This window comes from Rhodoferax sp. GW821-FHT07F03, from assembly GCF_059418745.1.
Genome location: NZ_JBWKQM010000006.1, coordinates 241,356 through 268,310, shown reverse-complemented (window position 1 = coordinate 268,310; position 26,955 = coordinate 241,356). Strand labels below are relative to the sequence as shown.

Below are 26,955 nucleotides of genomic sequence, written 5' to 3'. Positions count from 1 at the left end.
CGTAGCTGCGAAAATGCTGCCATGAGTACCTCTCGCACCGCACTGCTGCAGGCTTTTGATGCCTTGCTACAACCCGCACGCTTCAAGGACTACGGGCCGAATGGCCTGCAGGTCGAAGGCAAGCTCCAGATCACACGTATTGTCTCGGGCGTCACCGCCAGTCTGGCCTTGATTGAAGCAGCCGTGGCCCAACAGGCCGACGCCATCTTTGTGCACCATGGCTTGTTCTGGCGTGGGCAAAGCGGTACGGTGACTGGTTGGATGAAGCAGCGCCTGGCCTTGTTGCTGGCCCATGACATCAACCTCTATGCCTACCATCTGCCACTGGATGCCCACCCCACACTGGGCAACAACGCCCAGCTGGGTGCGCGCTTGGGGCTGCAGGGGGCAGGGCAGTTCGGTGACAACGAGCTGGGCTTTCTGGGCGAGCGCGCCGATGGCGGTGTTTTCGACTCCGTGCAGGCCTTGGCCCAGCATGTGGAAAAAGTATTGGATCGGTCAGTGGTGCATATTCCTGGTGCGCCGATGGCTATTAAAAAGATAGCGTGGTGTACAGGCGGTGCGCAAGGCTATTTCGAGGCCGCCATCGCCGCCGGAGCCGATGCTTTCATCACCGGCGAGATTTCCGAACCCCAGGCCCACTACGCGCGTGAATGCGGCGTGGCTTTCATCGCCTGCGGCCACCATGCCAGCGAACGCTATGGCGCGCCTGCGGTCGCAGCCCATGTTGCGGAGCAGCTGGGCGTGGCCCACACCTTCATCGACATACCCAATCCCGCATGATGCCCGCCCTGCAAGCTCCTATTGCCATTACCTTGGGCGACCCGGCCGGCATCGGCCCGGAAACTATTGCCAAGGCCTTCCGTGACGCGCCCGATGCCACCCAGGGCTGTTTTGTGGCCGGTGATCTGGCCACTGTGCGCCGCGCCTCTCAACTGGTCAGCGGTCCCGGCCAGCCCAGCCTGCCAGTGGCGCTGATTGCAGCACCGCAGGAGGTCTGGTCCGTACCGCCTCGCTGTATCCCGGTGCTACAAATAACGGAGCATTTCCCACAGATACCATATGCGCAAGTGAGCGCTTTGGCGGGTAAGGTTGCGGCCGATTGCGTGGTTTGGGCCAGCCGTGCGGCTCTGCGCGGTGAGCTGGCGGCGGTGGTGACCGCACCCTTGCACAAAGAGGCGCTGGCGGCTGCCGGCGTGCCGTTTCCAGGCCACACCGAGCTGCTGCAGGCCGAGGCTGCGGCCTTTCTCGGCAAGCCGGTGCAGGACGTGCCGGTGCGCATGATGCTGGCCAACGACGAGCTGCGCACGGTGCTGGTCAGTATCCATATGTCATTGCGCCAAGCGATTGACGCGGTGACCTTGGACGGTGTGCTGCAAACCCTGCGCATCACCCACCAGTCTGTGGGTACGGCATTGGGCCGCGCGCCACGCATCGGCGTGGCCGGGTTGAATCCGCACGCGGGTGAAGGGGGCTTGTTTGGCCGGGAAGAGATGGACACCATCATTCCCGCTATCCAGACTGCGCGGGCGGAGGGTATGGATGTCCATGGGCCTTATGCGCCCGACACCATCTTCATGCGTGCCCGCGCCAAGAATGGCCAGCCGGGCGAGTTCGATGTAGTGGTCGCCATGTACCACGACCAGGGCCTGATCCCCGTGAAATACCTGGGTGTGGAGCAGGGCGTGAACGTGACGTTGGGCCTGCCGCTGGTGCGCACCAGCCCGGACCACGGTACGGCGTTTGATATTGCAGGCACGGGCGTTGCCGATGCGTCCAGCCTGGTGGCCGCCATCCGCATGGCGCGCCGGCTGTGCCGCTTTCCGTGACATTGGGCTGATAAAAAACCCCGCCAGCACAATATTGGCGGGTGTTTTTAGCTATGGAAAATAGAGTGCTGTTATGGGGCGGGTCTATTTGTTCAGGCTGTCGCGGATTTGGCGCAGCAGCAAGATGTCTTCGGGTGTTACCGGTTCTGCGGCAACGGGCGCCGGTGCATCTTTCTTGAAGCGGTTGATCTGCTTCACCATCATGAAAATGATGAAAGCCAGAATTGCGAAGTTCACCGCCACGGTAATGAAGTTGCCATAGGCAAACACCGGCACGCCAGCTTTCTTGAGCTCAGCCACAGTCATCGCCGTGCCTGCTGGTGGCGTGCCGAGTACGACGAACATGCTGGAAAAATCGAGCTTGCCGAAAATCGTGCCCACCACCGGCATGATCAGGTCGCCCACTACAGAATCCACAATCTTGCCAAAAGCGCCACCGATGATGACACCGACGGCGAGGTCGATCACGTTGCCTTTTACGGCGAATTCCTTGAATTCCTGCAGCATGCCCATGTCTTTTCCTGGTAGTTTGACGAGGGTCATTATTCTCCACAATATCGGCCACATGGACCAGTTGTAGCGGGTTTGCCGGGATGGGGTGAACGATATCGCTCGGATACAATCAGTAGTTGATCCCAAACGGCAATGAATTTGAGGACCCCCATGAGTGATGCTTCAGTGGACAACAGTAAGCGAACGTGGTTGATTGCATCCGGTTGTGCCGGTGCTGTGGGTGGCGTAGCAACCGCCATCCCTTTCGTAAGTACCTTTCAGCCTTCAGAGCGCGCCAAAGCCGCCGGTGCTGCGGTAGAAGCCGATATCTCGGGCCTCAAGCCGGGTGAAAAAATGACGGTGGAATGGCGCGGCAAGCCCGTATGGATTTTGCGCCGTACGCCGGAGCAGGTCGCCGAGCTGCCCAAGCTGGATGCTGAGTTGGCTGACCCCAAATCGTTGCGCAATCCTTCCGAATTCACACCGGAATACGCCCGCAACGAAGGGCGTTCCATCAAGCCAGAATTTCTGGTGGTCGTAGGCATATGTACCCACTTAGGGTGCTCACCTTCGGATAAGTTCACACCGGGGCCCCAACCATCTTTGCCCAGTGACTGGGCAGGTGGCTTTCTCTGCCCATGCCATGGCTCGACTTTCGACATGGCAGGTCGCGTCTACAAGAACAAACCCGCCCCAGACAACTTGCCAGTTCCGCCGCACATGTATCTCTCGGATACGCGGCTGCTGATTGGTGAAGACAAGAAGGCTTGAGGGAACCCCACATGGCTGTATATAAAGAAATCTCCCCCAATGCCAGCGGCCCAGAAAAGCTGTTGAATTGGGTAGACAACCGCTTCCCGGCAAGCAAGCTCTTCAAAGAGCATATGTCGGAGTACTACGCACCCAAGAACTTCAACTTCTGGTACATCTTTGGTTCCTTGTCCCTGTTGGTGCTGGTGCTGCAAATCGTCACCGGCATCTTTCTGGTGATGCACTACAAGCCAGATTCCAACCTGGCGTTTGCCTCGGTGGAATACATCATGCGCGATGTGCCCTGGGGCTGGTTGATACGCTATATGCATTCCACTGGCGCATCGGCGTTCTTCGTGGTCGTGTACCTGCATATGTTTCGTGGCTTGCTGTACGGTTCGTATCGCAAGCCGCGTGAATTGGTGTGGATCTTCGGTTGCGCGATCTTTCTGTGTCTGATGGCCGAAGCTTTTATGGGCTATTTGCTGCCCTGGGGGCAAATGAGCTATTGGGGTGCGCAGGTGATCGTGAATCTGTTCTCTGCCATTCCTTTCGTAGGCCCGGATCTAGCCCTGCTGATCCGTGGCGATTACGTGGTGGGTGATGCGACTCTGAACCGCTTCTTCAGCTTTCATGTGATTGCAGTGCCCTTGGTCCTGCTGGGCCTGGTGGCGGCACACATCATTGCCCTGCATGAAGTCGGCTCCAACAACCCTGACGGTGTAGAAATCAAGGGTCCGAATGCCCCCAAGGATGCGAATGGCCATCCTCTGGACGGAATTCCGTTTCACCCCTATTACTCGGTGCACGACATCTTCGGTGTCAGCGTGTTCTTGATGGTATTCACGGCCATCATCTTTTTTGCGCCAGAGTTTGGTGGCTATTTTCTGGAATACAACAACTTCATTCCGGCTGATTCACTAAAGACGCCTTTGCACATTGCTCCGGTGTGGTACTTCACTCCGTTCTATTCCATGCTGCGAGCGATTACCAGCGAGATGATGTACGCACTGATCGCTTGTGTGGTGGGTGGTGCGGCCCTGGGCGTGTTTAAGTTCAAGTTGCCGAGCTTTGTCAAGGCGGCCATCGTTGTGGTGGCTGCGGGCGTGGTGGCCATGATGATGTCGATTGACGCTAAGTTCTGGGGTGTGGTTGCCATGGGAGGTGCGGTCATCATATTGTTCTTCCTGCCTTGGCTGGATCACAGCCCCGTGAAGTCCATCCGTTATCGTCCCAGCTGGCACAAATATGTGTATGCGGTGTTTGTCGTGAATTTCCTGGTTCTTGGCTATTTGGGTGTGCAGCCGCCATCGGATATTGGTGGCCGCGTCTCCCAGATTGGTACGTTGTTCTATTTCGGTTTCTTCCTGCTGATGCCGTGGTGGAGTCGCTTGGGAACGCCCAAGCCAGTGCCCAGTCGCGTAACCTTCACTGCGCACTAAGCCGGAGATTCTGAATATGAAAAAACTGATTCTCTGCATGCTTGCAGCGCTGACACTGTCTTTCGGTGCACAGGCTTCTGAAGGCAATGAGGTTCATTGGGACAAGGCGCCCAATAAGACCAATGACCTGGCCGCCTTGCAAAACGGCGCCAAGTTGTTCGTCAATTACTGCCTGAGCTGCCACTCCGCGGCGTTCATGCGTTTCAACCGTTTACGGGATATCGGGCTGACCGATCAGCAGATCAAGGATAATCTGCTGTTCACCACCGAAAAGGTTGGCGAAACCATGAAGGCGGCCATCGATCCTCGACAGGCCAAAGACTGGTTCGGTGCCAACCCGCCCGATCTGACGTTGATTACCCGTTCGCGCTCCGGTCACGGTGGTACTGGTGCAGACTACTTGTATACCTATTTGCGTAGTTACTATCCAGACGATACCAAGCCAACGGGCTGGAATAATCTGGTGTTCCCGAATGTGGGCATGCCCCATGTTTTGTGGGAACTGCAAGGAAGCCGCAAGCCCGTTTATGCGGAAGTCGAAGAGCATGGACATGAGGTGAAGGTGTTCAAGGGATGGGAGCAAGTGACTCCCGGTACCATGACTCCTTTGCAGTACGAACAGGCTGTGGGTGATTTGGTGAGCTATCTCCAGTGGATGGGCGAGCCGGCGCAGAACAGCCGCGTCCGCGTGGGTGTCTGGGTGCTATTGTTTTTGGGGGTGTTGACTCTCTTCACGTGGCGGCTCAATGCGGCGTTCTGGAAAGACGTCAAGTAGACCTGTTGCAGTATTTGGTGTCCCGGGCCTTATGCCCGGGATTTGTAGAGTGGGCATGCATTGCGCACCCCACTCTTTTTGATTTTTAGGAGCCCTTTGCCATGATGGTCTTGTATTCAGGAACGACCTGCCCGTTTTCCCACCGCTGCCGTTTCGTATTGTTTGAAAAGGGCATGGACTTCGAAATCCGCGATGTGGACCTCTACAACAAACCCGAAGACATCAGCGTCATGAATCCTTACGGGCAAGTGCCGATTCTGGTGGAGCGGGATCTGATCTTGTATGAGTCGAACATCATCAATGAATACATTGATGAGCGTTTTCCCCATCCCCAGCTGATGCCCGGTGATCCGGTGGATCGTGCACGCGTACGTCTGTTCTTGCTCAATTTCGAAAAGGAATTGTTCGTGCACGTTGCGCTGCTGGAGTCGCGCGCTTCCAAAGGTAATGAAAAAGCACTGGAAAAGGCCCGTGCCCACATCCGTGATCGCCTGACCCAATTGGCCCCCGTGTTCTTGAAGAACAAGTACATGTTGGGTGACAACTTCTCCATGCTGGATGTGGCGATTGCTCCTTTGCTGTGGCGCCTGGATTTCTATGGCATCGACCTGAGCAAGAATGCGGCTCCGTTGCTGAAGTATGCTGAACGGATTTTCTCCCGTCCTGCCTATATCGAGGCATTGACGCCGTCTGAAAAAGTGATGCGCAAGTAAGCAGGAGTATCGGTTGTCCATCATGCAAGCCTTGGATTCGACTTCCACGCGCCCCTACTTGATCAGGGCGCTGTACGAGTGGTGTACCGACAATGGATTTACGCCTTACGTAGCAGTGCTTGTCGATGATTCGGTGCAGGTTCCGCGGGAGTATGTGAAGGATGGTGAGATTGTTCTCAACATCAGCTTTGATGCGACCAGCTCGCTCAAGCTGGGGAATGATTTCATCGAGTTCAAAGCCCGTTTCGCGGGAACTCCACGTGAGATCTTGGTGCCGATTGGCCGGGTGATTGCTATTTATGCGCGTGAAAACGGCCAGGGTATGGCATTTCCTTCACCGGTGGCGGGGCCAGCGCCCACGGCCGATGCTGTGGTGAAGAGCTCTCCAAGTGCGGTGGTGACGGATGCTTCTCTCAAGGGAGTGGCGTTGGATGTTGATGAGGGGGATGAACCTCCTGAGCCGCCGCGGCCATCGAGCGGAGCGCGACCGGCATTGAAGCGCGTGAAGTAAAAAGATGGGTGACTGAAAAAGTCCTCATCGATTGGTTAAAATAGAAAAGTTGCCGATTTAGCTCAGTTGGTAGAGCAACCGCCTTGTAAGCGGTAGGTCGTCAGTTCGATTCCGACAATCGGCACCATATCTCAAACATCCGTCTTCATTTTTACCTTGAGGCGGATGGTAGTCACATCCCACCCCTTGGTTCGTAAATGCGCCAGCAGAGCGGGGGATAGCTGCCTCAGCTTTGCCGAAACGGCATTGTTGTTCACTAGCAGGCACCAACTACTGCCATCAATCGGCCCGGCTTGGATGGTTGACCACAGGGCCTCTGGCATGAGCCCCTTGATGGCTTTTAAACGCTCGTTCGAATCTTTTGCCAGCGCGGTCAAACGGGCCAGTGTGGGAGAAGCTGAGGCTGCCTGCTGCAGCGTGACGTAGTGGTTACTTTTACGCATGGAAGCTCCGATTATCTGCGGCGATGCAAATGCCGGGCTGCAATAGCCGGCTTTTATCTGGCTACCGGCAGATGGTTAAAATCCGTCGGTTGTGGATCGCAAGTTCTGCAAACCATGGGTTGACTTCTTTCTCCAAAGCCTCAACTGACTCCAAGATACTTTAGGGATTTCGATCGCCACACCGCGGCTACCGTGGTTGTGTCGGTCTCGCATTCATGACCACCAATTTCCTGACAAAAATTTTCGGCAGCCGTAATCAACGCCTGCTGAAACAGTACCGCAAGACGCTTGAGGGTATCAATGCGTTGGAGTCCCAGTTTGAAAAACTGTCAGATGATGCATTGCGGGAGAAAACGCTAGCGTTCAAGCAGCGGGTCGCGGGCGGTGAGTCGTTGGATGCCATTCTGCCGGAGGCGTTTGCGGTGGTCCGGGAAGGCTCCAAGCGGGTCATGAAGATGCGCCATTTTGATGTGCAGATGCTGGGCGGAATGTCGCTGCACAACGGCAAGATCTCAGAAATGCGTACCGGTGAAGGCAAGACCTTGACCGCCACGTTGCCGGTGTATCTGAATGCGCTTTCGGGTAAGGGTGTGCACGTGGTCACGGTCAATGACTACCTGGCGAACCGTGATGCGCGCTGGATGGAGCGCCTGTACAACTTTCTGGGCCTTACAGTCGGCGTCAATCTGCCGAACATGCCGCGCGAAGAAAAGCAGGCTGCCTACGCCGCTGACATTACTTACGGTACCAATAACGAGTACGGCTTCGATTACCTGCGTGACAACATGGTGTACGAAGTCCGTGACCGTGTGCAGCGCGGCTTGAACTACGCCATAGTCGATGAGGTGGACTCGATCTTGATCGATGAAGCACGTACCCCGCTGATCATTAGTGGCCAAGCAGAAGACCACACGGCAACCTACATTGCCATCAACAAGGTGATTCCCTTCCTTACGCGCCAAGAGGGTGAGGCGGATCCGCGTACCGGTGAAGGTGTTACCAAGCCGGGCGATTTCACGATCGACGAAAAATCCCACCAGGTATTTCTGACCGAAGACGGCCATGAAAATGCCGAACGCATCCTGGCGGAGCAAGGTCTGTTGGCGCCGGGTGCCTCCTTGTATGACCCAGCCAATATCACCCTGATGCACCATGTCTATGCGGCGTTGCGGGCCAACCACCTGTACCACCGTGATCAGCACTATGTGGTGCAAGATGGCGAAATCGTCATCGTGGACGAGTTCACCGGGCGTTTGATGTCGGGTCGCCGCTGGAGTGAAGGCCTGCACCAGGCTGTGGAAGCCAAAGAGGGCGTATCCATCCAGGCAGAAAACCAAACCCTGGCGTCCATCACCTTCCAGAACTATTTCCGCCTGTACGGCAAGCTGTCCGGCATGACTGGCACGGCGGATACCGAGGCGTACGAGTTCCAGGAAATCTACGGTCTGGAAACCGTGGTGATTCCGCCCAATCGAGTGAGTCGCCGCGAAGACCAACTGGACCGTGTCTACAAGACGACGCGCGAAAAATACGAAGCTGCCATCAAGGATATCCGCGAGTGCCATGAGCGTGGCCAGCCCGTGCTGGTCGGTACGACCTCGATCGAAAACTCGGAAATCATCGACCGCTTGTTGAACGAGGCCGGTTTGCCGCACCAGGTGCTAAACGCCAAGCAGCATGCCCGCGAGGCCGATATCGTGGCCCAGGCTGGACGTGCCAAGATGATCACCATCGCCACCAATATGGCAGGACGCGGTACGGACATTGTGCTGGGCGGCAACCTGGAGAAGGCGTTGGAACCTATCCATGCCAACCCGGACCTGGACGAAGCTACCAGGCAGGCGGAAATTGAACGCGTGCGTGCCCAGTGGGTGCAGGACCACGAAGCCGTCAAGGCTCTCGGTGGTCTGCGCATCATTGCCACAGAACGCCATGAATCGCGCCGAATCGATAACCAGTTGCGTGGTCGCTCGGGTCGCCAGGGTGACCCAGGTTCGTCTCGTTTTTACCTGAGCCTGGACGATCCGCTGATGCGGATCTTCGCGGGCGACCGAGTCAAGTCCATCATGGACCGGCTCAAGATGCCTGATGGCGAAGCCATTGAAGCCGGCATTGTGACCCGCAGCATTGAAAGCGCCCAGCGCAAGGTGGAAGCGCGCAACTTTGATGTGCGTAAGCAACTGCTGGAGTACGACGACGTTTCCAACGACCAACGCAAGGTCATCTACCAACAGCGCAACGAGATTCTGGACGCTGCGGATTTGACGGCGCAGATCGAATCTTTGCGCGAGGGCAGCGTAATGGATTTGGTGCGCCAATTCGTTCCTGCCGAATCGGTGGAAGAGCAATGGGATATCCCTGGCCTGGAAAAAGCCTTGCTGGATGAATGGCAGCTGGACTTGCCTTTGGCCGCTTATGTGCAGGCTGCCAGCGCCATCACAGACGAAGATATTGTGCAGAAGGTGCTGGACGTAGCGAACGCCTCCTTCCAGGCCAAGGTGGAGCAGGTGGGCGGTGATAACTTCACCCAGTTTGAGCGGATGGTGCTGCTGCAAAGCATAGATACCCACTGGCGTGAGCATCTGAGCTCGTTGGACTACCTGCGCCAAGGCATCCATTTGCGCGGCTACGCGCAAAAGCAGCCCAAGCAGGAATACAAGCGCGAAGCCTTCGAGCTGTTTGGCCAGTTGCTGGACACCGTGAAAAACGATGTGACCAAGGTTCTGATGACGGTCAAGGTCCAGTCCAGCGAGCAACTTGGCGAAGCGGCCGAGGCCATGGAAAACCGGGCCGAAAGCATTGCCAACGTGACCTACACCGCACCGACCGAGACCGGCGAGGTGGAAACTCGCGTGGATGCCAATACCCAAGCTGCTGCCGAGGTGCCCCGTGTGGGGCGCAACGACCCCTGCCCTTGCGGTAGCGGCAAGCGCTACAAGCTGTGCCACGGCAAGTTGGTATAACTGCCAACCAGTTGGATGACGGGCTGCGGCCCGTTTTTTCATGACCTGTCCCCGCGTGCAACTCTATTTTTTGAAAGACTGTTATGCCCGTGAATCTGTCTGCTCCCAATCCCGCTGATCTACATCCTGTGCCGGGCGTGTTGCTGGGCATTGCCGAGGCTGGTGTGCGTAAACCCAACCGGAAAGACGTTCTGGTGGTGCAGTTGGGCGAAGGCGCTTCAGTGTCTGGTGTGTTCACGCAAAACCGCTTCTGTGCAGCACCTGTTCAGATTTGCCGCGAGCATCTGGCTGCTGGCCTGGGTATCCGTGCGATTCTGGTGAATACCGGCAATGCCAATGCAGGCACTGGCGAGGATGGTTTGATGCGTGCCAAGTCCACTTGCATTGCGCTTGCCCAGTATTTGGACCTGGCGCCTGAGCAGATCCTTCCGTTCTCCACCGGCGTGATCATGGAGTCGCTGCCACATGACCGTATCAAGGCCGGTTTGCCAACTGCTTTGGCCGATGCCCGTGCGGACAACTGGGGCCGCGCTGCAGAGGCCATCATGACCACCGACACGCTACCCAAGGCCTTCAGCGCCCAGATACAGCTGGGTGGCGCCACCGTGACGGTGACGGGTATCAGCAAGGGTGCGGGCATGATCCGTCCAAACATGGCCACCATGCTCGGCTTCATGGCCACGGATGCGAATGTGCACCCGTCGTTGCTGGCGCAACTTGCCAAAGACTTGGCGGATGCCTCGTTCAACCGCATCACCATCGATGGCGATACCTCTACCAACGACTCGTTTGTCGTCATCGCCACCCACAAGGCGGCCCATGCGCAAATCACTGCGCTGGACAGTGCGGACGGCCAGGCTTTGAAAGCCGCGATGCTGTCGGTGGCCCAGAAGCTGGCCCAGGCCATTGTCCGTGACGGCGAGGGTGCGACCAAGTTCATCACGGTGCGTGTTGAAGGCGGCAAGACGTCCGAAGAATGCCGCCTGGCAGCGTATTCGATCGCCCATTCGCCCTTGGTCAAGACCGCATTTTTTGCCAGCGATCCCAATCTGGGCCGTATCTTGGCGGCAGTAGGCTACGCAGGCATCACCGATCTGGACCAGACCGGTATCGACCTGTTTTTGGACGATGTACACGTGGTGGTTAATGGTGGGCGCAACCCCACGTACCGCGAAGAAGACGGCCAGCGCGTGATGAAGCAGAGCGAAATTACTGTGCGCGTAGGGCTGGGCCGCGGTACGGCCGCCGACACCGTGTGGACCTGCGATTTCAGCCACGAATATGTGTCCATCAACGCCGACTACCGTTCATGAACGAGAAATTTGAGCGCCTGATCGAGCGTGCCGAGCAGCTGCTGCAGCGCGTAGAGTCCATCCTGCCCCAGCCGGTGCAGGCACCGGATTGGAATGCGGCTATTGCCTTCCGCTACCGCCGCCGGGGCTCGGGCCACGGCGTGCTGGAGCCGGTGCGTCATATCGGCAGCATGGCGCTGGCCGACCTGAAGGAAATCGACGTCCAGAAGGAAAAAATCCAGCGCAACACCCTGCAGTTTGTAGACGGCAAGCCCGCCAACAATGTGCTGTTGACAGGTGCGCGCGGCACAGGCAAGTCTTCGTTGATCAAGGCCTGCCTGAATACTTACGCGCCACGCGGTCTGCGCTTGATTGAGGTCGACAAGGCTGATCTGGTGGATTTGCCGGACATCGTCGATGTGGTGGCCGACAGGCCTGAGAAATTCATTGTGTTCTGCGACGACTTGAGCTTTGAAGAGGGTGAAGCCGGTTACAAGGCCTTGAAGTCGATTCTGGATGGCTCGGTGGCCGCGGCCAGTCCCAATGTGCTGATCTATGCCACCAGCAACCGTCGCCATCTGCTGCCGGAGTACATGAAGGAAAACCTTAGCTACACGCACACCGAAGATGGCGAGGTGCATCCGGGTGAAGTGGTGGAGGAAAAGATTTCCTTGTCCGAGCGCTTTGGACTGTGGGTCAGCTTCTATCCGTTCTCGCAAGACGAATATCTGGCCATTGTGGCCCAGTGGCTGCAGTCTTTCGGCGTGGATGCCGAGGCGATTGCCGTAGCACGCCCAGCCTCCCTGGTGTGGGCGTTGGAGCGTGGCTCCCGCAGCGGGCGTGTGGCCTACCAGTTCGCGCGTGACTACGCGGGCCAGCATATGCGTGCGGCATGAGCCGGCAGCCGCTGGTAGCCGATGCAGACCGTCCGCGTGAAGGCGGTCCTGAGCGCGCCATCGTAGAGGTGGCAGTGGGTGTACTGGTGCAGCCGGACGGCCACTTTCTGGTGACATCCCGGCCGGTGGGCAAGGTATACGCCGGTTACTGGGAGTTTCCGGGTGGCAAGCTGGAGCAGGGCGAGACGGTGGAGCAGGCACTGCGTCGGGAGCTGCAGGAAGAGCTGGGCATCACCATAGGCGCTGCGCAACCCTGGAAGGTGGAGCTGGTGGACTACCCGCACGCCTTGGTGCGTCTGCACTTTTGCAAGGTGTTTGACTGGACGGGTGTGCTGGAGATGCGCGAAGGCCAAAGTCATGCCTGGCAGCTGCTGCCTTTGCAGGTGATGCCGGTACTGCCAGGTACCGTGCCGGTGCTGGCTTGGCTAGCGCAGGAGCGGGATTTCCTTGGTGCTACACATTCTGTAGCTTAGTGCGCAGGCAGCATCTGCGCCAGAGCCGTATTTGGTATAAATTTACTGCAAGCGGGCGTCACCAAAGACGAGGTCGTCCGGTGGTGCTTCGGCAGGCAGGCTGAAGCTGGCGCTGGCCCAGGCACCAAAGTCCACGTTTTTGCAGCGCTCGCTGCAAAACGGACGGTAGGCATTGCTGGCGGCGTACAGGCTTTTACCCTTGCAGGTAGGGCAGACAACCCATTTTTTCGGCAGTGGGGGAGCGGTATCAGTCATGCTCAGGCGCAGAGGGTGAGTTCAAACGAGGCATCATCGCTGCAGGGGTGCAGATGGTCGTCAGCCTCGTGGCGCATCAAGCGTACCGAAACCATCAGTCGGTTGCCGCTGATTTCGGGAATCAAGCCCAGCGCGGGGTCTATGCGCAGACGTAGCAGCTGGTAGGTGCGGCCCTGGGGCAGGTTTTGCTGAAATTGTCCGCCGATTGCGATGACTTTTTGCGGCGCACCGGAGTCACGCAGCATTTTTAGCAAATGGTGGATGGACTCGGCTAGTGGTGCCAGGGTTTGTGCCCATTTCTCAATCGCTTGACGGCGCACATCGGCAGGCTGGTGCTGCCACGCGTAATACGCCGGCAGATCGAAGCCACAGGTACCGCCTGGGATGCTGACCCGGCTGCGCAAGCCCATCAGCCAGTCGTTTTCCGTTAGGCTGTGGCCGGCTTTACCGGGTTGCTCATGCAGTGCGGTGTAGCAGGTGTCGAGCTGGCCTATGACTTCGTCCAATACATCTTCTGCGATGGATGGGTTGCCCCGGTAGCCATTCAGTATGTTTTTTTGTTTTTCCAGATCCCGCATCACATCCGATTTGAGGTCGGCGCGTGCGGCTACGTCCATGATCTCGAAAATCGTGGTCAGCGCGTAATGGTGGTCTAGCGCGTGGGCGCGGGGCACCAGTTCCCCCAGCCGCCGGAAAAGATGTTCCAGCCGCAGATAGGTGCGTATACGTTCGTTAAAGGGATATTCGTAAAGAATCACGCAGATTTTCCTGTGGCGGCATCATAGCCCGAAGTATGGGGCGATTTGTTCAACCTGCTGGCGTAACTGGTCTAACGATAGACCTTCGTTGTAGATCACGGTGTCGGCCAACGCCAGGCGCTGTTCACGGCTGGCCTGGGTTCGGATGATCTGCCGCACGGCTTCTTCGGACAATTGACTGCGGGCTACGGTGCGGGCGATTTGGGTGCTGACCAGGCAGTCGATGACGAGAATGTGGTCCAGCTTGCCTCGCCAGTGGCCAGATTCCGCCAGCAAGGGGATATCGAATACCACGCAGCTTATACCAGCAGCCTGTGCGGCTTGGAATTGACTTTCAATTTCCTTGGCTACGAGGGGATGGATGATGGCTTCCAGTGCGTGTTTGGCGCTCGCATCGGAGAAGGCCAGGGTGCGCATCTTGTTGCGGTCCAGTGCGCCGGTGGGGGTCAGAAATTCCGCGCCAAAACGCGTGCGTATGGCTGGGATGGCTGCGCCTTCAGGTGCTGTGCTGGTGCGGGCGATGGCATCGGCATCGATCAGCGCGGCTCCACGTGCTTGCAGCATGTGCGCCACCGTACTTTTACCGCTGCCTATGCCTCCTGTGAGGCCTAGTCGAAGGCCACTTCGCACAGTTCTACAAGCCGACAAAATGCAAAATGGCTTCGGGCCCGAAGACCATGGCGGTCAAGCCGGCGCCGGCCAGAAATGGTCCGAAAGGTATGTAGCCACCTTCGCGCAGACCGGTACTGAATTTCATGGCAATGCCAATCACTGCACCGATTACCGAGGCCATCAGAACCATGGGCACCAGTGCCTCCCAGCCAAACCAGGCGCCTAGCGCAGCGAACAGCTTGAAGTCCCCATAGCCCATACCTTCCTTGCCTGTCAGTAGCTTGAAGATCCAGTAGATGCTCCAGAGGGACAAGTAGCCGGCTACGGCTCCCCATAGCGAAGCGAACATGGGCACGGACGTCCAATGCAGAGACGACACAATCAAGCCGGCCCAGACCAGGGGCAGGGTGATGCTGTCGGGCAAAAGCGTGGTGTCCCAGTCGATCAGTGCCAGCGTCAACAAAGCTGCGGCAAAACCGCTCCATGCTAGCCCCGTGACGGAGGCCCCCCAATGCCAGAAGCAGAAAAAGAAAAGACCGCTGCTAGCCATTTCCACCAGGGGGTAGCGAGGGCTGATCGGCGCTTTGCAGGCGGAGCAGCGGCCGCGCAGGCATGCATAGCTGAGTACCGGCACATTTTCAAACCAGCGGATCTGGTGCGCGCAGTGCGGGCAGCGCGAACGGGGAACCAGTAAGTTCAGAGGTTCTGCCGCGGGCGGCTCCTGTCCCTGCATGTCGGCGTATTCTTGCGCCCAGCTCTGCTCCATCATCTTGGGCAGGCGGTGCACCACCACATTCAGAAAACTACCCAGTAACAAGCCCAGAATGCCACCGATCAAGGCGACCATAGTTTGAAATTCCGGCATCAAACGACTTGGCCCAGCTTGAAGATAGGCAGGTACATGGACACCACAATGCCGCCAATCAAGGTACCCAGGAACACGATGATGATGGGCTCCATCAGGCTGGAAAGACCGGCGACCATGTCGTCCACCTCGGCTTCATAAAAGTCTGCAGCCTTGCCCAGCATATGGTCGATGGAGCCGGACTCTTCGCCAATTGAGCACATTTGCAGCACCATGGACGGGAAGATGTGTGCATTCGTCATGGCTACCGTCAGACTGGTGCCAGTAGAGACTTCCTGCTGGATTTTGCCGGTGGCGATTTCAAATACCGAGTTGCCGGATGCGCCACCCACAGAGTCCAGCGCCTCCACCAAAGGTACGCCTGCTGCGAACATGGTGGATAGGGTGCGTGTCCAGCGCGCAATGCAGGACTTCTCAATCAGAGCGCCGAACACTGGAACCCGTAACAAAACGCGGTCCATGAAATGTTGCATTTTTTCGTTGCGACGCCACGCCTGCATGAAAAAGTAACCGCCGCCGCCAATGCCGCCGAATATCAGCCACCAATACTTGACGAAAAATTCGCTCATGGCGATCACGAACATAGTCGGCGCAGGCAGATTGGCGCCAAAGCTGCTGAAGACCTCCTTGAATGCGGGGATCACAAATATCATGATGACCGCCACCACCACAAATGCCACCACCACCACCGATGCGGGATACATCAGGGCGGATTTGATTTTGGACTTGATGGCCTCGGTCTTTTCCATGTAGATCGCAAGCCGGTCCAGCAAGGATTCCAAAATACCAGCGGCTTCACCTGCTTCCACCAAGTTGCAGTACAGGCTGTCAAAGTACATGGGGAACTTGCGGAACGCGGCGCTCAGAGAGCTACCGGTTTCCACGTCCATGCGCACATCGTTCAACAGCTTGGTGACGCTGGCGTTCGCATTGCCACGGCCTACGATGTCAAAGGCCTGTAGCAGCGGCACGCCGGCCTTCATCATGGTCGCCAGCTGCCGCGTGAAGATTGCAATATCTTTGGGCTTGATGGACTTGCCCGAGCGCATCTTGCGCTTTTTGATCTTGGTCGGGAAAACACCTTGGCGCCGTAAGGATGCCTGCACCTGGTTTTCACCCGAGGCGCGTGTTTCGCCACGGACTTGTTTTCCGTTGCGGTCTTTGCCTTCCCATTCGAAGACAAACTCCTTTACGTCTCTGGGCGATGCAGTTGCCATGGAATGTCTTGGGCCTCTAGGTGGGTCTTATGGGTCTACTCATTGCTCACGGCGAGCACTTCTTCCAAGGAAGTCAGTCCGAGCTTAACTTTATACAGTCCTGCCTGACGCAGCGAGCGTACGCCTTCTGCCTTGGCTTGCTCGGCAATATCCATGGCACTGCCGTCACGAAGAATAATGCGCTGAATTTCGTCTGAAATCGGCATGACCTGGTAGATGCCAACGCGGCCCTTGTAGCCGTTGTTACAGGCATTGCAGCCTACAGGTCCGTAAGGTTTCCAGGAACCATCGAGTTCATGTTCCTCAAAACCCGATTCCAGCATAGTCTTGCGTGGAATGTCGATCACTGCCTTGCAGTTTACACACAGGCGGCGGGCCAGGCGTTGCGCTGTGATCAGAATCACGCTGGACGCAATATTGAACGGCGCAATGCCCATGTTACGCATACGCGTCAGGGTGGTGGGGGCGTCGTTGGTGTGCAAGGTGGACAGCACCAAGTGGCCGGTTTGTGCGGCCTTGATGGAGATGTCGGCCGTTTCCAAGTCCCGGATTTCGCCGACCATGATGATGTCTGGATCCTGGCGCAGAAAGGACTTCAGTGCCACTGCGAAAGTGAGGCCTGCCTTGTCATTCACGTTGACCTGGTTCACTCCGGGCAGGTTGATTTCCGAAGGGTCTTCCGCGGTGGCGATATTTACGCCCGGCTTGTTGAGCAGATTCAAAAATGTATAGAGCGACACGGTCTTGCCCGAGCCTGTAGGCCCGGTCACCAGCACCATGCCATAAGGGCGGCCGATTGCAGTCAGCACACGCTCTTTTTCTTCCGGCTCATAGCCCAAGGCATCAATGCCCAGTTTAGCGCTGCTTGGGTCCAGAATCCGGATCACGATCTTTTCGCCGAACAGCGTAGGCAGTGTGCTGACCCGGAAGTCAATCACGCGGTCGGGGCCGACCTTGAGTTTCATCTTGCCGTCTTGCGGCACCCGTTTTTCAGAGATGTCCAACCGGGAGATCACCTTGATGCGGGAGGCCAGCTTGTCCTTGATGGCGACTGGCGGCGACGCAATTTCACGCAGTTCACCGTCGATGCGGAAGCGGACGCGGTAGTTGTGCTCATAGGGCTCGAAGTGCAGGTCGGATGCGCGCATGCCAAAGGCATCCAGCAGCATCTTGTGCAAAAATTTCACCACCGGTGCATCTTCCACATCCGAGGTGTTGATTTCGGCTGCTTCAACTGCCGGTCCCATGGCAGTATCGTCAAAGTCGAAATCGTTGCCGATGATGGAGTCCATCGCCTCACCGGCTGTTATGGAGTTGGCTTCCACCAGGCGCGACAGCTTGTCGTACTCGGCAATGATCCAGTCCACCCCGAGCTGGGTGGAGAATTTGATTTTTTCTGCGGCCTCCTGGTCGGATGGGTCGGCCGTGGCCACGATCAGGCGGTTGTTGCGCTTGCTCAGTACCACCACACGGTAGGCTTGGCATATCTTGGCGTCTAGCAGGTCCTTGGGCAGTCTGTCACGGTCTACTGCATCCATGTCCAGCAAGGGTGCAGCAAACGCGGTGGACATGGTGTGGGCCAGGTCCGAGGGGGATACTGCGCCTGCCGCCATTAACTCGGCGATAAAGCTGTTGCGGTTGGCTTGGGCTTTGCGGAATATGTCTTCTGCCGCCTTTTGTGCCAACTTTCCGGCGGAGATCAAAACCCTCCCCAAGCCAGGGAGTGCTACGGTAGATGCTTCTTTATTGAACGGTTCGACAGCGGCCATAAGACCAAAATGTAGCAGGTAGCGGAAGATGGACGCATCATCGGTGAATTGCCGACCGATGTAAACGCCGTAGCGGACTGGTTCAGCTACCGCTGTGCGCGGCTGGTGAGGGCAAGAATTGCTGCAATTCTTCAGGCAGTGCCGCCGTCAGGGCCAGGTTTTCCGTCTTGGCAGGATGCTTTAGTTGCAGACGCCATGCATGCAAGAACATGCGCTTGAGGCCTTTCTTGGCCAAATTCTTATTGACGTCGAAATCACCGTATTTGTCGTCTCCAGCAATCGGGAACCCCTCGCTGGCCAGGTGTACACGGATCTGGTGGGTGCGGCCGGTTTTGATGGTGACCTCCAGCAGGCTGAATCCGTCGAAGTGCTGGGCCACTCTGACCAAGGTCAGTGAGCGCATGCCGTCCGGGTCATCTTTGGCCACCACCTTGACTCGCCGTTCACCATTGGGCAGTAGATACTTGTGTAAAGATTTGTCCAGTACCTTTTTGTTGCTCGGCCAGTGTCCGATCACCAGGGCCAAATAGGTTTTGCCGGTTTCTCGCTCCCGGAACTGGTCTTGCACGTTTTTCAGGGCGCTGCGCTTTTTTGCCAGCAGCAGAATGCCGGACGTTTCTCGGTCTAGCCTGTGCACCAGCTCCAGAAAGACGGCTTGGGGTCGAGCTTTGCGCAGTTGTTCGATGACTCCGAAACTGACGCCGCTGCCACCATGCACGGCCACACCGGCAGGTTTATCTATAGCTAGCAGATGTTCGTCTTCCCACAGGATGGGAAATTCGCGAGCTGGAGCATGGGTTTCCATGGCCAGGGCTTTTTCGGCGGCACGTTCGGATACGCGGGTTGGGGGCAGTCGCACAACGTCGCCGTCGGCAATCCGCGTATCTGCTGCGGCCCGGCCCTTGTTGACCCGCACTTCACCGCTGCGGATGATGCGATAAATATGGGTTTTGGGTACGCCTTTGAGATGGCGTACAAGGAAATTGTCGAGTCTTTGGCCCGCGTCTTCTGCGTCCACTGTAATGAATTTGACTTCGAGCATGGGGGGGGCTGTGTTAGCACCTATAATATTTTTCACCAGCGTTGTGTCGTAAGTGCTTGATTCACCACAGTTTAGAGCACAACACCGACAGCGCTGCGAGGTCGATGCCACCCGAGGCGATCTGCCGCCAGCCCGTGCGAGTCTTGCGCCGGTGGCGGCAAGCGGTCTTGGGAGGGGCTGACGCAATGGAAATACGGATACGGAATACCCCAACTTGTCGACCTGTGCCCATGCTTTATGCCTGGGGCGCAGGTTGCTCAACGGATCGAAACGAGAATTCTTGTGTTGATGGTGATGGTTCAAACCCTCTGGCGGTGGCTCATAGCCCCGGCCTTTGGCGTGGAATCGCCTGTAGCGCACGCACAATATGCGCAACCAGCTATAAATTTAATAGCTTCTCAGCCCATCTTCCCCCTCGCTTTCGTCCACCAGCCCCCTCTGTCACCCTGTAAGTCAACGCTTACCTAGTGCAGTCATGTCGGTAATTCCGCCTGTTTCCATGCGTCTGTTCAGGCATCAAAGGCTCGGTTTGAGCCATATTGAATTGAACAACAGCTCTGGACCCTCTGTGGTCCAGTCAAAGGAAACGCACCATGAAACGGATGCTGATTAATGCAACGCAGTCGGAAGAACGTCGGCTAGCGATTGTGGACGGGCAGAAACTGCTCGACTACGAAATTGAAATCGAAGGGCGCGAGCAGCGCAAGGGCAATATCTACAAGGCCGTCGTCACCCGCGTCGAGCCTTCGCTGGAAGCCTGCTTTGTGGACTACGGTGAAGATCGCCACGGTTTTCTGCCTTTCAAGGAAATCTCCAAGCAATATTTCACGCAAGGCGTGCCGGTCAATCAGGCGCGCATCAGTGATGTGATCCGCGAAGGCCAGGAGCTGCTGGTCCAGGTCGAAAAAGAAGAGCGCGGCAACAAGGGCGCGGCCCTGACCACTTTTGTGTCGTTGGCCGGCCGCTACGTGGTGCTGATGCCCAACAACCCGCGTGGCGGTGGCGTTAGCCGCCGTATCGAGGGCGAAGACCGCGCAGAGCTCAAAGAAAACATGGACCAGTTGGAATACCCCAACGGCATGTCCATCATCGCGCGTACCGCCGGTATCGGCCGCAGCGCCCCAGAGTTGCAATGGGACTTGAACTACCTGCTCAAGCTGTGGACCGCGATCGACGGCGCAGGCAAGGGTGGCAAGGGCGCTTTCCTGATTTACCAGGAATCCAGCCTGGTGATTCGCGCCATTCGCGACTACTTCAACCACGACATCGGCGACATCCTGATCGATACCGACGACGTGTACGAGCAGGCCCAGCAGTTCATGGCCCACGTGATGCCCGAGCATGCAGCCCGTGTAAAGCGCTACCGTGATGACGCACCGCTGTTCAGCCGCTTCCAGATCGAACACCAGATCGAATCGGCCTACGCCCGCACCGTGCAGCTGCCAAGTGGCGGCGCCATCGTGATCGACCATACCGAAGCCCTGGTGTCGGTGGACGTCAACTCGGCCCGCTCCATCCGTGGCGGCGACATCGAAGAGACTGCCACCCGTACCAACCTGGAAGCTGCCGAAGAAGTGGCGCGCCAGATGCGTTTGCGCGATTTGGGCGGTCTGATCGTGATCGACTTTATCGACATGGAAGAAAGCCGCAACCGCCGCGACGTGGAAAATCGCCTGCGTGATGCGCTGCGCCAGGACCGCGCGCGTGTGCAGTTCGGCACCATCAGCAAATTCGGCCTGATGGAAATGAGCCGCCAGCGCCTGCGCCCGGCGCTGAGCGAAGGTGCTTCGATTCCTTGCCCGCGCTGTGGCGGTTCCGGCCATATTCGTGACACCGAAAGCTCGGCGTTGCAGATTTTGCGCATCATCCAGGAAGAGTCGCTGAAGGACAACACCGCTTCGGTGATGTGCCAGGTGCCCGTCGACGTGGCCTCGTTCCTACTGAATGAAAAGCGTACCGAAATCGCCAAGATTGAGCTCAAGCAGCGCATCAACGTGCTGATGGTGCCCAACAAGACGTTGGAAACACCGAACTACAGGCTGGAACGCCTGAAGCACGACGACCCACGTCTGGACCACATCGAAGCCAGCTACAAGATGGCCGACGAAATCGACGACGCCACCTCGGTGACGCGCCGCTCGCAGGAACCCACCAACAAGCAAACGCCGGTAATCAAAGGCGTGTTGCCAGATGCACCCGCGCCAGTGGCCGTGCCCAAGGCGGTTGCGCCTCAGCCGGCCCCTGCGGCTCCAGTAGCTGCACCCGTGGCAGCGCCTGTGGAAAAGGGTTTCTTTGGTTGGCTGAAGGGCTTGTTTGGTGCCGCTCCCGCGCCGGTGGTAGCACCTGTGGTCGTCGCGCCAGCCCCTGCACCAGTGGTGGCCAAGACGGAAGAGCGCCGTGAAGGCCGTGGCCCACGTGGCGAAGGCGCAAATCGCGGTGGCCGTGGCGGCCGCCGTGATGAGTCTCCTGAAGGTCGTAGCGAAGGCCAGGGCCGTAATGGCCGCGGCCCGCGCAATAGCGAAGGCCGTGATGGCCAGGAAGCCCGCCCTGAGCGCGCTCCGCGCAACGGCGCCGAGCGTGCTGAACGCAGCGATGCAGCCCCGCGTACCGAGGGTGCTGCGGACGGCGCAGCCCGCGGTGGTCGTGGCGGCCGTGGTCGTGGTGAGCGCCAAGGCCCGCGTGAGCGTGTCGATGCCGATGTGCAGGCGCTCCAGGCGCCAGCAGCAGAAGGCGTGAGCCTGGACGCAGCCGTAGTTACCGAGCAGCCCGGCCAGGAGCCCCGTGCTCCCCGCCAGTCGGGTGAGCGTGGCCCACGTGGCCGTGGCGGTCGCGGCAACCGGGAAGAGACTGGCCGTGAACGCCAGGAACCGCGTGCTGAAGCTGGCGAAGCACCCGCGGCAGAAGCTGCAGCTGATGCAGGCCGTCCTGGCCGTGCGCCGCGTGAGTCGTCGCGCATGGACCGTGAGCCGGTCGAGCGCCCAGAGCGTCCGTCCTACTTCGCTGCCGCCAAGCCGGCGGCAGAAGAAGGCGATGCCACGGTTGCACCCGTATCTGCATCCGCGCAGGCGGAAGAGCCCCGTCCAGAGGGCGAGGAGCCACAGCGCCGCGAGAAGCGTTCCCGCGACCGTTACGGCCGTGACCGCAAGGACCGTGCACCGCGTGACCCATCCGCAGAGCCCACTGCTTTTGTGCCCAACCCGGTAGAGCCACAGGCCCAATCGCTGGTCGAGCGTGCAGTGGCCCCGGCTGCCAGCCTAGTGGCTGCACCTGTCGTAGCAGAAGCTGCTTTCGTTGAAGTTGCGGCGGTGGTATCTGTGGCTGTGGAGCAGCAGCAAGCGGTTGTTGCGCCAGTGGCTGCGGCCCCGGCTACGGTGGGCAAAAAGGCCCTGCCCGCAATGCCAGTGTTCTCCTTGCCGACCGCTGATTTGGTGGCGCTGGCGCAGAACTCCGGCCTGGAATGGGTTGGTAGCAACCCAGACCGTGTGGCTGCCGTGCAGGCGGCGATTGCCGCTGAACCTGTACAGGTTCATGTGCCACGTGAACGTCCGCCTGTGGTCGAGCTCTCTAACGAGCCCTTGGTGTTGGTGGAGACCAAGCGCGATCTGCGCAATATGGATCTGCCCTTCTAAGCCTAGGCTTTATACCCTCTAAAAATGGACCTTCGGGTCCATTTTTTTGCCTCTGCTTCGGCGGTGCATGGTGCCATGGCTGGAAGGGTTGGCGCGCGGCTGTGCCAGTACCAGGTGGCCAGTTGTCGGTCGGATATGTGTGAAAGGGGTGAGGGGCCGGGTCTGCCCCTCACCAGGCGGCTGTTACAGCGTAGCCGCCTGCCGGTAGGCGTCTTGTGCGGCGCTGCTGTCGCCGCGTTGTTCGGCGAGTACGGCCATGGCGCGCCAGGCACTGCGGCGCAGGCCGGCATCGTCCAGCTTGTGGATGGACTGGTTCAACAATTGCTGGGCCTTGCCCCAAAGCTGGTGGCGCAGGCAGGCCATGCCTGCCAGGTACTGTAGATTCGGGTCGCGTGGGTTGTGCTGCTGCGCGGCTTCCACGCGATTCAGCCAACCTAGATCCAGCGCGCTGTCCACTTGCGAGAATCCGCTTTCGATGGCGCGTATTAGTTTGATGGCGTGGCTGTGCGTTTGCTCGGGCTGGGCGATGAACTGCTCCCAGATGGGCAGCAACCACTGCCGGGCCAGGCCTACGTCGCCTTGCAGTTGTACCAGGCGCTGGGCGGCATGCACGGCAACGTCGGGTATCAGCTGCTCTGTGGTTTCCAACTGGGCCCAGGCGCGCTGCAACTGGGCTGGGTCGTGGGCGGCATTCACCAGCTCCAGTGCCAGGCCACGCAGAATGCTTTGTGCCGCTGATGCCGAGAAGGCGCGGTGCTTGGCCAGCAAGCGGGCGGTTTCCAGTGCCGGCAGGGTTTGGCGGGCCAGGCGCGCGGCCTTGAGCCGGATGCGCAGGGCCAGGGTGCGGCGCGCGGCGCCCAGTGACAGGGCATCCAGCCATTGCAGCGCGGCATCGGCGTCACGGTCTTCCAGTGCCCAGCGGGCTGCGCGCAGTTGCACGCCTTCGCGGGTTTCTTGGGCGTCGCGGTGGGCTGTGTTCTCCAGTGCCAGTTGCAGATGCTTGTCGCGGGTGGAAGCGTCTTGCAGCGCCTGAGCGCTTTCGGCGGTGACCAGGTGGGACAGGGCGCGCAGTTTTTCGGCATGGGCCAGGGCGTGTCCACTGTCCAGCAGGGCTTTTTCCTGGCGCAGCGCGGCTTCGGCGGCTTTGCGGGCGCGCAGAAAGCGGCCGGCGAGCATGTGCGAGAAGGCGTCCAGCAGGGCGGTATGGGTGGCACGTTCGCGTTGTTGCAAACGCCAGCGTTGGGCCTGTTGGGGCATGGCGAACAGCGCGGACAGTGCCTTCAGGGCCAGATGCAGCACGGTAAAGCTGGCCGCGATCAACAGCAACAGTAGGTTCAGTGAGATGTCTACCCGGTACGGTGGCCAGTACACGGTCACCGTGCCCTGGTTATTGCCCGCCAGCAGGGCGATGGCCACGGCCACCGCAAACAGGGTCAGCAGCCAGATGATTGCGCGCATGCTCAGTGCCCTGCCGCTGCGGTGGCCAGGGCCGCCAGGGTTTCATTGACCTGGGGCAGTTCGGCGGTTTTCATCTGGCCTTGCACCTGTTGCAGCAGGCCGGCCATGGACTGGGTTTTGCGCGACGCCGGGTCGAAATATTTGTTCAGTGCCATATTGGCGGCGGCCAGATCGGCGCGGGCCGACTCCATTTGCCGGGCCAACAGGCCCAGGCGGGCATTTAGCAGCTTGAGCTTGAGGTTCTCGCGCAGGAAAAAGGTTTGCTCGGGAGACAGCAGGGCGGCTTCTGGCTGCTCGATTCGGCTGACGCGCACCAGCTTGCGGGCTTCCTGGTGGACCACATTCAGCCAGCGTTGCCACCACTGCGTAGCGGCAGGATCTGCGGCTTGGGCGGTACTGCTGACCGGACTGCTGGTGGCGACGGCGTTGATGGCGGGCAGCTCATCTACCTGGCGCACCAGTTCGTCCAGCTTCACCAGCAGGCCGGGGGTGTCGGTGGTGTTGGCGGATTTGATGCGTTCCGTGTCATGGGCGATGGCGCGCTGCAAGGGGGCCAGGCGTGGATGGGCGGCACGCGAGACGCGGTCGTCGGCGGTTTTCAGGGCGGCTAGCAAGGGTTCGGTGCTGCCGGTCAGTTGGGCTTGCTGCTGGGCCAAGCGCACGGCGGATTCAATGTCCACCACCAGGTTTTCGTCGCGTGAACGCGACAGGCTCTGCATCAGGTCTTCCAGCTGGCTGCGCTGCAGACTGGTTTCGCTGACGCGGGCGTCGGTGACAGCCTGGTGGGCGGCGGTTTCACGGGCCAGATCCTGGGCCTGGCGGGCAATGGTACGGGCCTCCAGGGACTGGGTGCCTGCGTCGGCGCTTTGGCGGGCCAGGTGTTCCTGGATGTTGACCAGCTTCTGCCATAGCAGGCCGCTGCTCAGCAGCGCGCCGAGGGCTACGCCACCCACGATCAGCACGAGGGCGCGCGAACCTTTGGCGGGGGCCGGCGCGGTGGGAGCGGCGGTTACAGGGATGGGTTCTGAGGGCAGCTCGGCATTCATGCCTGCGATTCTATCGAGGCCACTATGGCATTCAATGTCGGACTGGTTTCCTCTACCGTGGCAAAGCCCGCTTGGCGCGCTGCCTGGGCGATACGGGGGTGAGTGGCCAGCGCGCGCGCCGTACCGAAACAGGCGGGCGGCAGCAGGGCTTGTAGATGGGTTACGGCCTCGGAGCTGCTGAACAGCCATACCGAGCCATCGCCGCAGGCCTGCTGTGCCAGTGCGATCTGTGCGGGGCTGAGGTTTGGTGCTCGCCGCTCATAGGCCACCACGGTATCGACCTGCGCGCCAGCGGCTGCCAATTGCTCGCTGAGCCAGCTGCGGCCTGCACTTTCCCCTGTATGGTCGCTGCCGCGCACGACCAGCACCCGGCTGCCCGCATGCACACTGGACGCCACGACCTGCCACAGGGCTTCGGAGTCGAACTGGCTGGCCGACGCGTCCGGTGCATCGATCTGGTGGGGGGCCAGGCCCGCCTGGCGCAAGGCGTTGACGGTTCCCGGGCCCGTGGCCCATGCTCTTGTTTTAATAGCTGGTTGCGCAGGTTCTATCTGCGCTAGAGCCTTGTTGGATGCATAAAAATGGCGCACTGCATTGGCGCTCACAAACATGGCGGCTTGGTAGCTGGCCAACTCTTTCCAGGCCGTGTGTACCGGCTGCAGCTGGGTGGCGGCGGCGATCTCGATCAGTGGCAGTGCGTCGGCCTGCAGGCCGTGGGCTTGTAGATCGCGCACCCAGCGCTGCGCGTCCTGCGCGGGCCGGGTAACGATGACGCGGGGCAGCGGTGCCGTAGGCCGCCTCAATGTGCGCCGCCGGCGCGTAGCTGGGCCGCGACCTGTTCACCCAGGGCGGTGGCACTGGCCAGATCGTTCACAGGGGCTTGTAACTCGCTGGTAACCAGCGGTGCAGGCCGTTCGGCGTCGCCCCAGGCGGCGGCAATGTGCAGCTCAGTGCCCTGCCAGGTGGCAAATGCTGCCAGCGGCATGGAGCAGCTGCCACCCAGGCTGCGGCTGACGGCGCGCTCTGCCGCTACGGCCTGCCAGGTGGGCATATGGGCCAGCGGCGCCAAGGCGGCCAGTAGGTCGTTGCGGTCGGCCCGAATCTCGATGCCCAGGGCGCCTTGGCCGGCGGCGGGAAGCATGGTGCCGGGCGCAAAGCGTTGGCGTATGCGTTCGGCCAGGCCCAGGCGTACCAGGCCGGCACTGGCCAGCACGATGGCGTCGAACTGGCCTTCGTCGAGCTTGCGCAGCCGGGTGTCCAGGTTGCCACGCAGGGGCTCGATCCGCAGATCGGGGCGCAACGCGCGCAGCAGCACGGTGCGGCGCAGGCTGGAGGTGCCCACCACGCCGCCCTGCGGTACTTCGTCCAAGCTGGTGTAGCGGGGAGATACCAGGGCGTCGCTGGGGTCTTCGCGTTCCAGCACGCAGGCCAGGCAGAAGCCGGCAGGCAGCTCCATGGGAACGTCTTTGAGTGAATGCACGGCGATGTCGGCGCGGCCTTCTTCCAGGGCGATCTCCAGCTCCTTGACGAACAGGCCTTTGCCGCCGACCTTGCTCAGCGAGCGGTCCAGGATCTGGTCACCCCGGGTGGTCATGCCCAGCAGGCTGACCTGGTGGCCGCGTTGTTCCAGCAGGGCTTTGACGTGTTCCGCCTGCCACAAAGCCAGGCGGCTTTCACGTGTAGCGATGACGATGTGCAGGGGGGAAGTAGGGGTGTGGCTCAAAC

25 protein-coding genes and 1 tRNA gene are annotated in these 26,955 nt (G+C 59.4%); 13 read left to right on the top strand and 13 right to left on the bottom strand.

Annotated elements, in window-relative coordinates:
• The first annotated feature begins 21 nt into the window (after positions 1-21).
• Together AC07R0_RS11170 and pdxA are read left to right on the top strand one after the other, a co-directional pair.
• Complete coding sequence (locus tag AC07R0_RS11170; protein ID WP_495104870.1) at positions 22-783, top strand: Nif3-like dinuclear metal center hexameric protein; 762 nt, start codon at positions 22-24, stop codon at positions 781-783.
• The gene (pdxA, locus tag AC07R0_RS11165; RefSeq protein ID WP_495104869.1) at positions 783-1,829 is read left to right on the top strand and encodes a 4-hydroxythreonine-4-phosphate dehydrogenase PdxA; all 1,047 of its coding nucleotides are present in this window, start codon (positions 783-785) and stop codon (positions 1,827-1,829) included. The genes AC07R0_RS11170 and pdxA overlap by 1 nt, the downstream gene beginning before the upstream one ends.
• Before the next feature lie 84 nt (positions 1,830-1,913).
• On the opposite strand, the gene mscL is transcribed toward pdxA, so the two are convergent.
• The gene (mscL, locus tag AC07R0_RS11160) at positions 1,914-2,342 is read right to left on the bottom strand and encodes a large conductance mechanosensitive channel protein MscL (RefSeq protein WP_495075487.1); all 429 of its coding nucleotides are present in this window, start codon (positions 2,340-2,342) and stop codon (positions 1,914-1,916) included.
• Between the two features lie 150 nt (positions 2,343-2,492).
• On the opposite strand from mscL, the gene petA reads away from it, so the two are divergent.
• The 6 genes from petA to AC07R0_RS11130 all read left to right on the top strand — a co-directional run bounded on the left by petA (position 2,493) and on the right by AC07R0_RS11130 (position 6,639).
• On the top strand, positions 2,493-3,092 hold the full coding sequence (gene petA / locus AC07R0_RS11155) for a ubiquinol-cytochrome c reductase iron-sulfur subunit (protein ID WP_495075360.1): 600 nt from the start codon (positions 2,493-2,495) through the stop codon (positions 3,090-3,092).
• Positions 3,093-3,103: 11 nt separating this feature from the next.
• On the top strand, positions 3,104-4,513 hold the full coding sequence (locus AC07R0_RS11150) for a cytochrome b (RefSeq protein ID WP_495097483.1): 1,410 nt from the start codon (positions 3,104-3,106) through the stop codon (positions 4,511-4,513).
• 16 nt (positions 4,514-4,529) lie between these two features.
• Complete coding sequence (locus AC07R0_RS11145; protein WP_495097484.1) at positions 4,530-5,288, top strand: cytochrome c1; 759 nt, start codon at positions 4,530-4,532, stop codon at positions 5,286-5,288.
• Positions 5,289-5,389: 101 nt separating this feature from the next.
• A complete protein-coding gene (locus tag AC07R0_RS11140) occupies positions 5,390-6,001 on the top strand; it encodes a glutathione S-transferase N-terminal domain-containing protein (RefSeq protein ID WP_490592425.1) in 612 nt (203 codons plus the stop codon).
• A gap of 22 nt (positions 6,002-6,023) precedes the next feature.
• Complete coding sequence (locus tag AC07R0_RS11135; RefSeq protein WP_495104923.1) at positions 6,024-6,512, top strand: ClpXP protease specificity-enhancing factor; 489 nt, start codon at positions 6,024-6,026, stop codon at positions 6,510-6,512.
• 51 nt (positions 6,513-6,563) lie between these two features.
• Positions 6,564-6,639: transfer RNA gene (locus tag AC07R0_RS11130), tRNA-Thr, on the top strand.
• Positions 6,640-6,643: 4 nt separating this feature from the next.
• Here AC07R0_RS11130 and AC07R0_RS11125 read toward each other — a convergent pair.
• The gene (locus AC07R0_RS11125) at positions 6,644-6,955 is read right to left on the bottom strand and encodes a hypothetical protein (RefSeq protein ID WP_495075363.1); all 312 of its coding nucleotides are present in this window, start codon (positions 6,953-6,955) and stop codon (positions 6,644-6,646) included.
• A gap of 215 nt (positions 6,956-7,170) precedes the next feature.
• On the opposite strand from AC07R0_RS11125, the gene secA reads away from it, so the two are divergent.
• The 4 genes from secA to AC07R0_RS11105 all read left to right on the top strand — a co-directional run bounded on the left by secA (position 7,171) and on the right by AC07R0_RS11105 (position 12,579).
• Complete coding sequence (gene secA, locus AC07R0_RS11120; RefSeq protein WP_495075364.1) at positions 7,171-9,918, top strand: preprotein translocase subunit SecA; 2,748 nt, start codon at positions 7,171-7,173, stop codon at positions 9,916-9,918.
• Positions 9,919-10,001: 83 nt separating this feature from the next.
• Positions 10,002-11,231, top strand: coding sequence for a bifunctional glutamate N-acetyltransferase/amino-acid acetyltransferase ArgJ (gene argJ, locus AC07R0_RS11115; RefSeq protein WP_495075365.1), 1,230 nt, complete (start codon positions 10,002-10,004; stop codon positions 11,229-11,231).
• Positions 11,228-12,106: an ATP-binding protein gene (locus AC07R0_RS11110; protein ID WP_495104868.1), complete on the top strand. Its 879-nt coding sequence runs from the start codon at positions 11,228-11,230 to the stop codon at positions 12,104-12,106. The genes argJ and AC07R0_RS11110 overlap by 4 nt, the downstream gene beginning before the upstream one ends.
• On the top strand, positions 12,103-12,579 hold the full coding sequence (locus AC07R0_RS11105) for an NUDIX domain-containing protein (RefSeq protein WP_495104867.1): 477 nt from the start codon (positions 12,103-12,105) through the stop codon (positions 12,577-12,579). Before AC07R0_RS11110 ends, AC07R0_RS11105 begins: the two co-directional genes overlap by 4 nt.
• Positions 12,580-12,621: 42 nt before the next feature.
• Here AC07R0_RS11105 and AC07R0_RS11100 read toward each other — a convergent pair whose 3' ends face one another.
• The 7 genes from AC07R0_RS11100 to AC07R0_RS11070 form a co-directional block, all read right to left on the bottom strand.
• Positions 12,622-12,834, bottom strand: a complete 213-nt coding sequence (locus AC07R0_RS11100) for a DNA gyrase inhibitor YacG (protein ID WP_495097489.1) — start codon at positions 12,832-12,834, stop codon at positions 12,622-12,624.
• 2 nt (positions 12,835-12,836) lie between these two features.
• On the bottom strand, positions 12,837-13,592 hold the full coding sequence (gene zapD, locus AC07R0_RS11095) for a cell division protein ZapD (RefSeq protein ID WP_495075369.1): 756 nt from the start codon (positions 13,590-13,592) through the stop codon (positions 12,837-12,839).
• A gap of 21 nt (positions 13,593-13,613) precedes the next feature.
• Positions 13,614-14,222, bottom strand: a complete 609-nt coding sequence (gene coaE, locus AC07R0_RS11090) for a dephospho-CoA kinase (protein ID WP_495104866.1) — start codon at positions 14,220-14,222, stop codon at positions 13,614-13,616.
• Positions 14,223-14,226: 4 nt separating this feature from the next.
• Positions 14,227-15,051 carry a prepilin peptidase gene (locus AC07R0_RS11085; RefSeq protein ID WP_495104865.1) on the bottom strand — a complete coding sequence of 275 codons (825 nt, stop codon included), beginning with the start codon at positions 15,049-15,051 and terminating at the stop codon, positions 14,227-14,229.
• Between the two features lie 17 nt (positions 15,052-15,068).
• Positions 15,069-16,286, bottom strand: coding sequence for a type II secretion system F family protein (locus AC07R0_RS11080; RefSeq protein WP_495104864.1), 1,218 nt, complete (start codon positions 16,284-16,286; stop codon positions 15,069-15,071).
• Between the two features lie 35 nt (positions 16,287-16,321).
• Entirely contained in the window at positions 16,322-18,055 is a 1,734-nt protein-coding gene (gene pilB / locus AC07R0_RS11075; protein WP_495104863.1) for a type IV-A pilus assembly ATPase PilB, read from the bottom strand.
• A gap of 82 nt (positions 18,056-18,137) precedes the next feature.
• A complete protein-coding gene (locus AC07R0_RS11070) occupies positions 18,138-19,133 on the bottom strand; it encodes an RluA family pseudouridine synthase (RefSeq protein WP_495104922.1) in 996 nt (331 codons plus the stop codon).
• A gap of 557 nt (positions 19,134-19,690) precedes the next feature.
• Here AC07R0_RS11070 and AC07R0_RS11065 point away from each other — a divergent pair.
• Positions 19,691-22,726, top strand: coding sequence for an Rne/Rng family ribonuclease (locus AC07R0_RS11065; RefSeq protein WP_495104862.1), 3,036 nt, complete (start codon positions 19,691-19,693; stop codon positions 22,724-22,726).
• 183 nt (positions 22,727-22,909) lie between these two features.
• Here AC07R0_RS11065 and AC07R0_RS11060 read toward each other — a convergent pair whose 3' ends face one another.
• The 4 genes from AC07R0_RS11060 to hemC are packed head-to-tail and all read right to left on the bottom strand — an operon-like array spanning position 22,910 to position 26,953.
• A complete protein-coding gene (locus AC07R0_RS11060; protein WP_495097495.1) occupies positions 22,910-24,184 on the bottom strand; it encodes a heme biosynthesis HemY N-terminal domain-containing protein in 1,275 nt (424 codons plus the stop codon).
• A gap of 2 nt (positions 24,185-24,186) precedes the next feature.
• Complete coding sequence (locus AC07R0_RS11055) at positions 24,187-25,230, bottom strand: uroporphyrinogen-III C-methyltransferase (protein ID WP_495104861.1); 1,044 nt, start codon at positions 25,228-25,230, stop codon at positions 24,187-24,189.
• The gene (locus AC07R0_RS11050) at positions 25,227-26,033 is read right to left on the bottom strand and encodes a uroporphyrinogen-III synthase (RefSeq protein ID WP_495104860.1); all 807 of its coding nucleotides are present in this window, start codon (positions 26,031-26,033) and stop codon (positions 25,227-25,229) included. Before AC07R0_RS11050 ends, AC07R0_RS11055 begins: the two co-directional genes overlap by 4 nt.
• On the bottom strand, positions 26,030-26,953 hold the full coding sequence (gene hemC, locus AC07R0_RS11045; protein ID WP_495104859.1) for a hydroxymethylbilane synthase: 924 nt from the start codon (positions 26,951-26,953) through the stop codon (positions 26,030-26,032). The genes AC07R0_RS11050 and hemC overlap by 4 nt, the downstream gene beginning before the upstream one ends.
• Positions 26,954-26,955: the final 2 nt, after the last annotated feature.

Coding starts and splice junctions, on each gene's coding strand:
- AC07R0_RS11170 (WP_495104870.1), top strand. CDS start 22: ATGAGTACCTCTCGCACCGCACTGCTGCAGGCTTTTGATGCCTTGCTA.
- pdxA (WP_495104869.1), top strand. CDS start 783: ATGCCCGCCCTGCAAGCTCCTATTGCCATTACCTTGGGCGACCCGGCC.
- mscL (WP_495075487.1), bottom strand. CDS start 2,342: ATGGGCATGCTGCAGGAATTCAAGGAATTCGCCGTAAAAGGCAACGTG.
- petA (WP_495075360.1), top strand. CDS start 2,493: ATGAGTGATGCTTCAGTGGACAACAGTAAGCGAACGTGGTTGATTGCA.
- AC07R0_RS11150 (WP_495097483.1), top strand. CDS start 3,104: ATGGCTGTATATAAAGAAATCTCCCCCAATGCCAGCGGCCCAGAAAAG.
- AC07R0_RS11145 (WP_495097484.1), top strand. CDS start 4,530: ATGAAAAAACTGATTCTCTGCATGCTTGCAGCGCTGACACTGTCTTTC.
- AC07R0_RS11140 (WP_490592425.1), top strand. CDS start 5,390: ATGATGGTCTTGTATTCAGGAACGACCTGCCCGTTTTCCCACCGCTGC.
- AC07R0_RS11135 (WP_495104923.1), top strand. CDS start 6,024: ATGCAAGCCTTGGATTCGACTTCCACGCGCCCCTACTTGATCAGGGCG.
- AC07R0_RS11125 (WP_495075363.1), bottom strand. CDS start 6,955: ATGCGTAAAAGTAACCACTACGTCACGCTGCAGCAGGCAGCCTCAGCT.
- secA (WP_495075364.1), top strand. CDS start 7,171: ATGACCACCAATTTCCTGACAAAAATTTTCGGCAGCCGTAATCAACGC.
- argJ (WP_495075365.1), top strand. CDS start 10,002: ATGCCCGTGAATCTGTCTGCTCCCAATCCCGCTGATCTACATCCTGTG.
- AC07R0_RS11110 (WP_495104868.1), top strand. CDS start 11,228: ATGAACGAGAAATTTGAGCGCCTGATCGAGCGTGCCGAGCAGCTGCTG.
- AC07R0_RS11105 (WP_495104867.1), top strand. CDS start 12,103: ATGAGCCGGCAGCCGCTGGTAGCCGATGCAGACCGTCCGCGTGAAGGC.
- AC07R0_RS11100 (WP_495097489.1), bottom strand. CDS start 12,834: ATGACTGATACCGCTCCCCCACTGCCGAAAAAATGGGTTGTCTGCCCT.
- AC07R0_RS11085 (WP_495104865.1), bottom strand. CDS start 15,051: ATGGTCGCCTTGATCGGTGGCATTCTGGGCTTGTTACTGGGTAGTTTT.
- AC07R0_RS11080 (WP_495104864.1), bottom strand. CDS start 16,286: ATGGCAACTGCATCGCCCAGAGACGTAAAGGAGTTTGTCTTCGAATGG.
- pilB (WP_495104863.1), bottom strand. CDS start 18,055: ATGGCCGCTGTCGAACCGTTCAATAAAGAAGCATCTACCGTAGCACTC.
- AC07R0_RS11065 (WP_495104862.1), top strand. CDS start 19,691: ATGAAACGGATGCTGATTAATGCAACGCAGTCGGAAGAACGTCGGCTA.
- AC07R0_RS11060 (WP_495097495.1), bottom strand. CDS start 24,184: ATGCGCGCAATCATCTGGCTGCTGACCCTGTTTGCGGTGGCCGTGGCC.
- AC07R0_RS11055 (WP_495104861.1), bottom strand. CDS start 25,230: ATGAATGCCGAGCTGCCCTCAGAACCCATCCCTGTAACCGCCGCTCCC.